Source organism: Bathymodiolus platifrons methanotrophic gill symbiont (assembly GCF_002189065.1).
GTDB lineage: Bacteria > Pseudomonadota > Gammaproteobacteria > Methylococcales > Methylomonadaceae > Methyloprofundus.
This window is the reverse complement of record NZ_BDMN01000333.1, coordinates 1-7,791: the sequence shown is the minus strand read 5'-3', so window position 1 is coordinate 7,791 and position 7,791 is coordinate 1. Positions and strand designations below refer to the sequence as shown.

General features: G+C 37.3%; 9 protein-coding genes. 8 read left to right on the top strand and 1 reads right to left on the bottom strand.

Features of this window, described 5'->3' with window-relative positions; all coding sequences use genetic code 11:
• The first annotated feature begins 146 nt into the window (after positions 1 to 146).
• The 6 genes from CDZ78_RS16955 to CDZ78_RS16930 all read left to right on the top strand — a co-directional run bounded on the left by CDZ78_RS16955 (position 147) and on the right by CDZ78_RS16930 (position 5,012).
• Positions 147 to 974 carry a TIGR04255 family protein gene (locus CDZ78_RS16955; RefSeq protein WP_167374370.1) on the top strand — a complete coding sequence of 276 codons (828 nt, stop codon included), beginning with the start codon at positions 147 to 149 and terminating at the stop codon, positions 972 to 974.
• Positions 974 to 1,561 carry a hypothetical protein gene (locus tag CDZ78_RS16950; RefSeq protein ID WP_087871049.1) on the top strand — a complete coding sequence of 196 codons (588 nt, stop codon included), beginning with the start codon at positions 974 to 976 and terminating at the stop codon, positions 1,559 to 1,561. The genes CDZ78_RS16955 and CDZ78_RS16950 overlap by 1 nt, the downstream gene beginning before the upstream one ends.
• Before the next feature lie 68 nt (positions 1,562 to 1,629).
• On the top strand, positions 1,630 to 2,040 hold the full coding sequence (locus CDZ78_RS16945; protein WP_140414150.1) for a hypothetical protein: 411 nt from the start codon (positions 1,630 to 1,632) through the stop codon (positions 2,038 to 2,040).
• A gap of 1,653 nt (positions 2,041 to 3,693) precedes the next feature.
• A complete protein-coding gene (locus tag CDZ78_RS16940) occupies positions 3,694 to 4,251 on the top strand; it encodes a KwaA family protein (protein WP_140414149.1) in 558 nt (185 codons plus the stop codon).
• The gene (locus tag CDZ78_RS16935; RefSeq protein WP_087871046.1) at positions 4,244 to 4,753 is read left to right on the top strand and encodes a hypothetical protein; all 510 of its coding nucleotides are present in this window, start codon (positions 4,244 to 4,246) and stop codon (positions 4,751 to 4,753) included. The genes CDZ78_RS16940 and CDZ78_RS16935 overlap by 8 nt, the downstream gene beginning before the upstream one ends.
• 43 nt (positions 4,754 to 4,796) lie before the next feature.
• Positions 4,797 to 5,012, top strand: coding sequence for a hypothetical protein (locus CDZ78_RS16930; RefSeq protein ID WP_087871045.1), 216 nt, complete (start codon positions 4,797 to 4,799; stop codon positions 5,010 to 5,012).
• A 143-nt stretch (positions 5,013 to 5,155) separates the two neighbouring features.
• On the opposite strand, the gene CDZ78_RS22275 is transcribed toward CDZ78_RS16930, so the two are convergent.
• Complete coding sequence (locus tag CDZ78_RS22275; protein ID WP_167374369.1) at positions 5,156 to 5,317, bottom strand: hypothetical protein; 162 nt, start codon at positions 5,315 to 5,317, stop codon at positions 5,156 to 5,158.
• Positions 5,318 to 5,557: 240 nt separating this feature from the next.
• On the opposite strand from CDZ78_RS22275, the gene mobV reads away from it, so the two are divergent.
• Together mobV and CDZ78_RS16920 are read left to right on the top strand one after the other, a co-directional pair.
• Positions 5,558 to 6,391 (top strand): MobV family relaxase, encoded by an 834-nt coding sequence (gene mobV / locus CDZ78_RS16925; RefSeq protein ID WP_087871044.1) that lies wholly within the window; start codon positions 5,558 to 5,560, stop codon positions 6,389 to 6,391.
• 16 nt (positions 6,392 to 6,407) lie between these two features.
• A complete protein-coding gene (locus tag CDZ78_RS16920) occupies positions 6,408 to 6,797 on the top strand; it encodes a hypothetical protein (RefSeq protein ID WP_087871043.1) in 390 nt (129 codons plus the stop codon).
• Positions 6,798 to 7,791 lie beyond the last annotated feature (994 nt).

Genomic DNA, 7,791 nt, shown 5'->3' with positions numbered 1-7,791 from the left:
TTATGAGAGGCATAAAAACAGGTTTATAGCTTGGTTTACACAAATACTTATCTTTTGCGACAGAACCACTATTTATTTTAAAATCAAAAGTTAATCTAAAAATATAAATCCATAACCGCTCAATGTGAGTATTAAGAGGTATTTCAGTGAATACTACAGCAGAAGAATTGTCATTTTTACCTATTAATGGGGCGCATGCAATTGTCGAAATGGCTCTATTTGTAAGCTTTACTCCAGCATTCAGTCTAAATACAATAAAAAAACTCGTCTTATTGGGGGACGATTTAAAGAATTCTTTGCCAAAGGCGAACCATGTTAATAGGTTTGAATTAAAAATTGAAGATGATCAACACACTAGTTTCTCAAATAAGGTCTTGGGAGGTATTGAGCTTCAGAAAATTAACGAAGATGGATCTATTGGTTGGATGTTAAGAGCGTCAGAAAATAGCATTTCAGTGCATTGTTTAAATTACACTCAATGGGCTAGCGTTTTTGCTGAGGCTTTTAACTATTTAAAGGTGGCTTTTAAGCGCTTAGAAGGTAGTGATAGTCTTATTTCAAGCGTAGGTATTATGTACGTTGACAGGTTTGTTTGTAACAAAGATCCTAGTACGTCAAATCTTAGTGAACTCTTTCAAGAAGAGAGCGACTGGGTATTTAAAGGCGCTTTTAACTCTAAAAATAAATTATGGCACAACCATATTGGGTGGTATGAGGATTTAGGTCATATGTCATGTTTAAATCAGTTAAAAACAAGTGCATCTTATGTGAATATAAACAACAACCAGAAACTTGTTGTTACAGTGGATCATAGTGCGATTATTTCTGGGGAATCTAATGATTTCAAAGAGGATGGCGGTAGCTGTGAAAAACTAGAAGAAATTATGAATAAATTGCATGGCATGAATAAAAAAGTATTAGGAAGGCTTCTGACAGAGCAAGTATCTGCTCGAATTAATTTAGGAGGATTGTAATGTCAATGCTTAGCCGTGATTTATCAACACTTAATACAATAAATAATTTTGGTACTAGAGCCTTTAGCTATGACGGTAACTCAGAGGAAAGTTCTGTACATAAAGATTTTCGTAGAGCTACGTTAGCAACTACTCTTGTTATTATTAGTGCAGTCTCTCCAAGTGCTCCTACTCTTGAAGAGACTGCAAAGATATTTATTAAGCCCGTAGCTTCTGATCAAGTTTTAGATGTTGCTAGACAGGATTTGGCATTGCTGGCCAAGATTCGTGAAAAATCGACATACAGTAAAAATTGGGATGGCAATGGAGCTCAGAAAATTAGTAAGGAAGCTATAAATGACGCTGAGACATTTATAAGATTGTTACTGGAATCTTCAACAATATATTCTCCTATTATTTCATTAGCTGCTGATGGAGAAATAAACTTTTTATGGATTCTTCCTAACTTTAGGTTTGACCTAGGAGTGTATGGGGATAACACGTTTTCATATTATGGAAAAACATCTGATGGAGAAGAGTATATGGCTGATGATATTAATGTAACAGAGAATTTGCCGAAATATATTATTGATTTAATAGAGAAATAGTTCCTATGCCTCACCAATATAGCTTGGAGTCAGAGCAAGAGTCTCAAAGTAACTTTTCACCTAAATTCGTGAGTGAACAAGAGGTGTTATTAAGGCTTTTATATGCGCCAGAGCATATTGTTGATGGAAACGTAATTGAGACTGCAATTTCTTTAAAAGATTTAAAGTGTCGAGGGGTAAGTTTAGATAGGCTTAGTTACGTAGAGAAGGAAATAATAAAAAAAAGGATTGAAGCACAAACTAGTAAAGCTCCAGATGAACGTCAAGAAGCAAGTTTATCTAAATTCTCTTGCTCTGATATAAGAAATATTAACAATAATAATGATCAAGTATTTCTGATTATTGATGATGCAACCCAAACTAATATAGCTCATGCATCAATATTTCTTATCAAAGGAAGTTGCCCGCCAAGAAAGGCGAGAGCTGAGCTAGTTAGATGTCTTCAGGATAGGCAGTCTTTAAGCTCGTTGATACCATAGTAGTATAAGGTTCTGTCGAAAAAAACAAAATACCCTATGATAATAAGATTAAATTTTAGTCAAAGAAGGTTCGCATGTTCAACTAAAAATGGTTCTATTTTTTAAGTTATTACTTTCCTGAATACCACATGGTACTTGGCTTTAAAACTAGACTATCGTAATTTTCATGGTGTGGTGATAATATTTTTATCCTTCATGGTGTTTTATCCATTTATCACATAAAAACAGGTTACAGTTGGTTTTTACACAGACCTTTTTTGCGACAGAAACTTGTAGCTCAGGAAAACTAAATGAAAAAAGTATTTATTAAGCTGAAAGAATAAGGTAGGATTAGCAACAATAAAAAAGCCTCTACACACATTGTATGCAGAGGCTTTTTAAAAGGTTGTGTATGAGTGCTAGAACACTCACCACAGCTTGAAAGTAAGAGACAGACTCTTGCTATCAAACGAATGTTAATTATATCTTAATTAGCTTCTCATTTGTTAAGCATTTTCGGTTTTTCTTCTCTCCTTTCAAGCTCAGCCCCTATTTTGGAATCATGATGTTTTGGAATAGGTCGGGACAGCGTTGCCAATCAAGGACTTTGCTAAGGCAACCCATAAGGCATTTTTTGTATAAAGTAGAAGTCGCAGACTTAATCCGTCTTGTCTGCGGGATTTGAATTTTATAATGCAAAAAGTGGCGCGTTTGGAGCAGGGGCAGATATTTATATCTGGTAACGCGCAGGGCGTGGCGGAAGTGAAAGGGGCTTAAAAACTCGAGTAACTCGATCCCAAGATACACAGAAACTCAAGCCTGAATTCTCTGTTTTTTAACAGGTCTTTGGGAGGGGGGGGCTGTGAAAGGGATTATGTGTGCTCGCCTAAGGGGTTCTACGAACTCTACTATCTATCTCTTTATTCTTTTCAAAAATACAATTGATTATTATTGATGCGTGGAGCGCGGTTTAAGAGAATACATATTGCTGTGATTGATAGTGATTGTGGAGAATGTGTTGGCTAGTGTTGGTAAGGGGTGGATAACATCTTTTCGTTATCCATGCTTTATCAATACGCCCGCAGGGAACCAATACATTTCCCACATGAACGGTACACCGCAGAATTTGTGGAATGCGGTCTGCGGGACTTCATATCATACTGCCCACTCTCGCAAACACAACAGGTTGGCGCGAAAGATGGTTCTGTCGCAAAAGAACAAATGTGAGTGGGAAAGATAAACAGGTAAAACCTTACAATCTATGTGTTTAATGGGTGTTCTTGCCCACACTTGCTCTTCGCGTCTGGGCTTCTTTTCTTTTATCCTTACAAATTATCATTGTTTATTATTGATGCGCGGAGCGCGGTTTAAGAGAAACCATATTGCTGTGATTGAGAGTGATTGTGGGGAATGTGTTGGCTAGTGTTGGTAAGGTGTGGGTAACGTTTTTTCTGTTATCCACACCTTACCAACACGTCCCGTAGGGAGGCAATATATTCTCCACATGAACGGTATATAGCAAAATTTGCAAAATGCGGCCTACGAGCATTACAGAGATTGAAAAATTTGCCAATACTGCCAGCTATGGACTCCCCGTGCTCTGAAAATAAGGGTTGAATTATTATACCTTATAAGTAAATGCTAATGTACTCTAATTAAGTCTGTCAATAAGTGATGAAAAAAATTAAATGCATATTCTCTGTTCTATCCATTTTTCGCTTATTGATGACAATTAGTTCTGTTTTATTTTTTGTGGTTGTCTTTTTTATTCAAAATGAAATAAATCCTTTAGCCAGTACATTTGGGGACTTTTATTGGATAACCTATTTATTCTATTTATCAATGCCATTCCTGATCACTTTTTCTTCCCTTTATTTATGCAAATATCTATCGCAAGCAAAGATTAATAAGGTGTGTTCTATTGAAGCAGCAAATAATGATTTTTTAGCTAATTATTTAGGGTTTTTCTTTGTGGCTCTGAGTGTCAAAGGAACTGCGACTTTTTGGACTGTGTTCGGGATGACGATACTTTTTACTCTTGTTTCAAGAGTATCTTACTTCAACCCTGTTTTATTGGTGTTCGGTTTTAACTTTTATTATGTTGTTACGGGTGAAAATGTCAAAGTGATGCTGATAAGCAAAAAGAAATTAAAAAGCCCAAAATCGTTTGAGACTCTGTGTGTGCGGAGGATTAATGATTACACATTTATAGAAATACAAGACGATGACTGAAATTTTCGCAAAAATAAAAAATGAATACAAAAATATACTCTCTCAAAGTGAAAATGTAGTTGATGATTTTGATGTTAATAATATTGATGAAATTAAATTTTCACCTTTCTACACACCAGATGATGATGCATGGTTTCAAATTAAAAGTTTTTCTAAAGAAAAATATTTTATTGAGCAATGTACAGACAATTTTAGCTCAGCTAGTATTAATCAAATAGATAATGATGATTATAGTGACATATCTTGCATTATAATTTCACAAGATAGTGATAATTCCACACAGAAGAAATATTTTCAAAGAATAACCAAAAAATGTTTTGTGAACAAAACAGTGCTTTGGTTATCTGGAGATCCTGAGGTTGTAAAGAATAAAAAACAAATAGAAATAAATCGTAAATCTGATGCGGTCTACCTAGCCGATACCGATACGCTTTATTTCAAAAAAATTGCAACAATCAAAGAAATTTTCCCTGGGATTGAGGAGATCGATTTCTGCGCTTAAAAAGACTTCAATTGGCGTACAAAATAGACACCGAATAGCCAATATGGCAAAAGAATATAATGCTTTAAGTGATGAGAAAAAGGAAAAACTTATCACTGAAGCTAAGAAAAAAACAGGAGTTAATTTTAAAGATGGTGGTTTTGTAATCAAGTCTGAAACTGACCTTAAAAAAGTATTGTACGCACTACATCAAAGGTATTATGACGCTGACTGTTATGAAGAAAAAAGACTTGCTAATTCGATAATGGTCATAAAATAATCTACGTATTTATAATCATTACTAATAAGCCTGTGGCATTGTTAGTCCTAGGAATTAGTATCCGTTTTCGCCTCTGAATACGGATATTTATCAGAGGTAGAGACAACATGAAAACCCTCCTATATCACCAGATATATTTAGTACTAAAAACAGGTTTTTAAAGGGCGGGGAGTCGCTATTTTTGCGAAAGCTTGTTTTGGGCATCCCAGCTTAACGCGACCGCTAATGCCTTCGGCGCCCCAGACGTCCTGCGTACGTGCCACTTCGCCACTACCATCGTAAACTCGGTGCTGGCTTCGTAACACTCCCTCAAATGACTGGACGGCGTTTCGGAATGCCTTTTATTTTGTCTCCACCTACGCTAGCGCTACGATTCCGACAAAACAACGGCCCTACGCCTTCTGGGGACTACCAGCCCTCGCGTTCGCTCTCCATGGCTGGCAGCGGGCGTCTCACGGAGCTTACTGCAATTTTTGAAAAAATTTGTGGAGTAAGTCCTTTATTATCAATTTACGCGGTATATTTAATAAATTTCATATTCTACAATGGCAAAATTCGCAATCCTAAGAACACAAAAACTAAAATCAAGGGCATCAATAAAAGGTTCTCTGAAGCATGCTTTTCGAGAACAAAAAACCCCAAATTCTGATGCTGGAAAGCGTGTTGAAAATACGCATATTGGTGCGAATAATTCGAGTGATTCGATGGACAAAATCAACGCGATTCTTCCTGAAAAAATCCGTAAGAATGGAGTCATGGCCATTGAATATTTAATTACGGGCTCACCAGAGGCGATTAGAGGTAAAAGCAGATTTGAGCAGGATGATTACTTTAAGGATTCGTTAGAGTGGCTTAAACAGCGTCATGGAGTCGAGAATATAGCTTATGTGGGTATTCATCGTGATGAATCTACCCCACACATGTATGCGTATATTGTTCCGATAGACCCGAAAGGGAAACTGAATGCCCGTCATTTTTTGGGTGAGCGTAATGCCTTATCAAAAATGCAGACTGATTTTTATGAGAATGTAGGTAAAGAGCACGGTCTTGAGCGTGGTATTGAAAAATCAAAAGCAAAGCATGTTGATATAAAGTCGTACTATGCTCGGGTTAATGCAACAGAGGTAGTTAGAACGCCGCCGATTACCTTAGATAAGCCTAAGTTATGGGAGTCAAAAAGCACTTATGGTTTTAGGGTTGCTAAGAAAATATTAAAAGATCTGAGGGGAGTCGCTATTTTTGCGAAAGCTTGTTTTGGGCATCCCAGCCCAAGCAAGCAGCAAAAACTTAACGCGACCACTTATGCCTCCGGCGGCCCCGATTCGTCCTCGTCACCTCGTCCCGACCCAACAAGGGGTCGGAACATAGGCTCCAAATGACTTGACGCCGTGTCGGATGGCCTTTTATTTTGTCTCCACCTTCGCTAACGCTCAGACTCCGACAAAACAACGGCCCTACGGCTATCGCGGACTAAAAATCATCACTTCGCTTAGGCTACGTTTCCCTGATTTTCAGCGTGAGTTGGAATGGAAAACCTTGTCGGCTAAGGCCTCTGAAAGAGAGGTTGAGAACAGGAAAGCTAAAGCACTGAAAGGAGAACTGGAGACAGCCCAAAAAGAAATAGGTAATTTAAAGGTCAAGAGTCAAGAAGGGGCGAAAAAGCTATTTAGTATAATTAATACACTTTCGAGAGGAAGCAAAGAAGATATTTTAAATCTCAGGGAGACAGCCGTTAAATTTATGGATATAAAAAAGAAAGATCAAGAAACCGATCAAGAACGTTGAGCTTGAAGAAAAACATCAAATACTTAAAAAAAACGGCTGAAAAAAGGAAAAGTAAAGGCAGTGAGTGCCGAAAAATAACGTTTTTTTTAAAAATAACTAAATTACAGAAAAAAACTAACTGTCAATAAAAAAGCGCAACCATTGAATTTATAGGCTAAGGCCTCTTTTTTTTCCTGATTCTGACAACAGAAATTAAGCTACCGTTTAAAAAAAACAATTCGCCTATTCCATTATCCACCGATAAAGGTAGGATTTAAGGCATAAAAAAACCTCTACACACATTGTATGCAGAGGTTTTCAAAAGGTTGTAATCAGTGATAGAACACTGATTACGGCTTGAAAGTAAGAGCTCCACTCTTGCAATCAAACGAATGTTAATTATATCTTAATTAGCCTCTCATTTGTAAGCAAATCGGGTTTTCTTCTCTTCTTTCAAGTCCCAGCCCCTATTTTGGAATCAAGATGTTTTGGAATAGGTCAGGACAGCGCTACCGATCAAGGAATTGTAGAGGTAGCCAGTAAGATCATATTGGATAAAGTAGAAGTCGCGGGTTTAAATCGTCTCACCTGCGGGATTTGAATTTTATGATGACAATATGCTGCGTAGCTGTACAGGGGGATATGATTTTTTATATCTTATGGCGCAGGGGCATGGCGATGGTAAAAGGGGCTTAAAAACTCGATTATTCTGCTTATCTTTTCCACTCAAAACAGCTAAAAAAAGTAGCTAATTTGAGTGGGGAAGATAAGCAGGTAAAACCACAAGGATGTTGTGGTTTGTGGGGGCTCTCCGGCTCACTGCGCACTCCAGCCCGCCCTTGTGGTTTTACCTGCTTATCTTTTTTCCTTTCCAATTAACTATTATCATTTTTTATTATTGATGCGCGGAGCGCGGTTTAAGAGAAACCATATTGCTGTGATTGAGAGTGATTGTGGAGAATGTGTTGGCTAGTGTTGGTAAGGTGTGGGTAACGTCTTTTCGTTATCCATGCTT

Bases quoted from the DNA above. Each gene is read 5' to 3' on its own strand.
- mobV (WP_087871044.1), top strand. From the start codon at position 5,558: ATGGCAAAATTCGCAATCCTAAGAACACAAAAACTAAAATCAAGGGCA.
- CDZ78_RS16935 (WP_087871046.1), top strand. From the start codon at position 4,244: ATGACTGAAATTTTCGCAAAAATAAAAAATGAATACAAAAATATACTC.
- CDZ78_RS16930 (WP_087871045.1), top strand. From the start codon at position 4,797: ATGGCAAAAGAATATAATGCTTTAAGTGATGAGAAAAAGGAAAAACTT.
- CDZ78_RS16920 (WP_087871043.1), top strand. From the start codon at position 6,408: ATGGCCTTTTATTTTGTCTCCACCTTCGCTAACGCTCAGACTCCGACA.
- CDZ78_RS16950 (WP_087871049.1), top strand. From the start codon at position 974: ATGTCAATGCTTAGCCGTGATTTATCAACACTTAATACAATAAATAAT.
- CDZ78_RS16940 (WP_140414149.1), top strand. From the start codon at position 3,694: ATGAAAAAAATTAAATGCATATTCTCTGTTCTATCCATTTTTCGCTTA.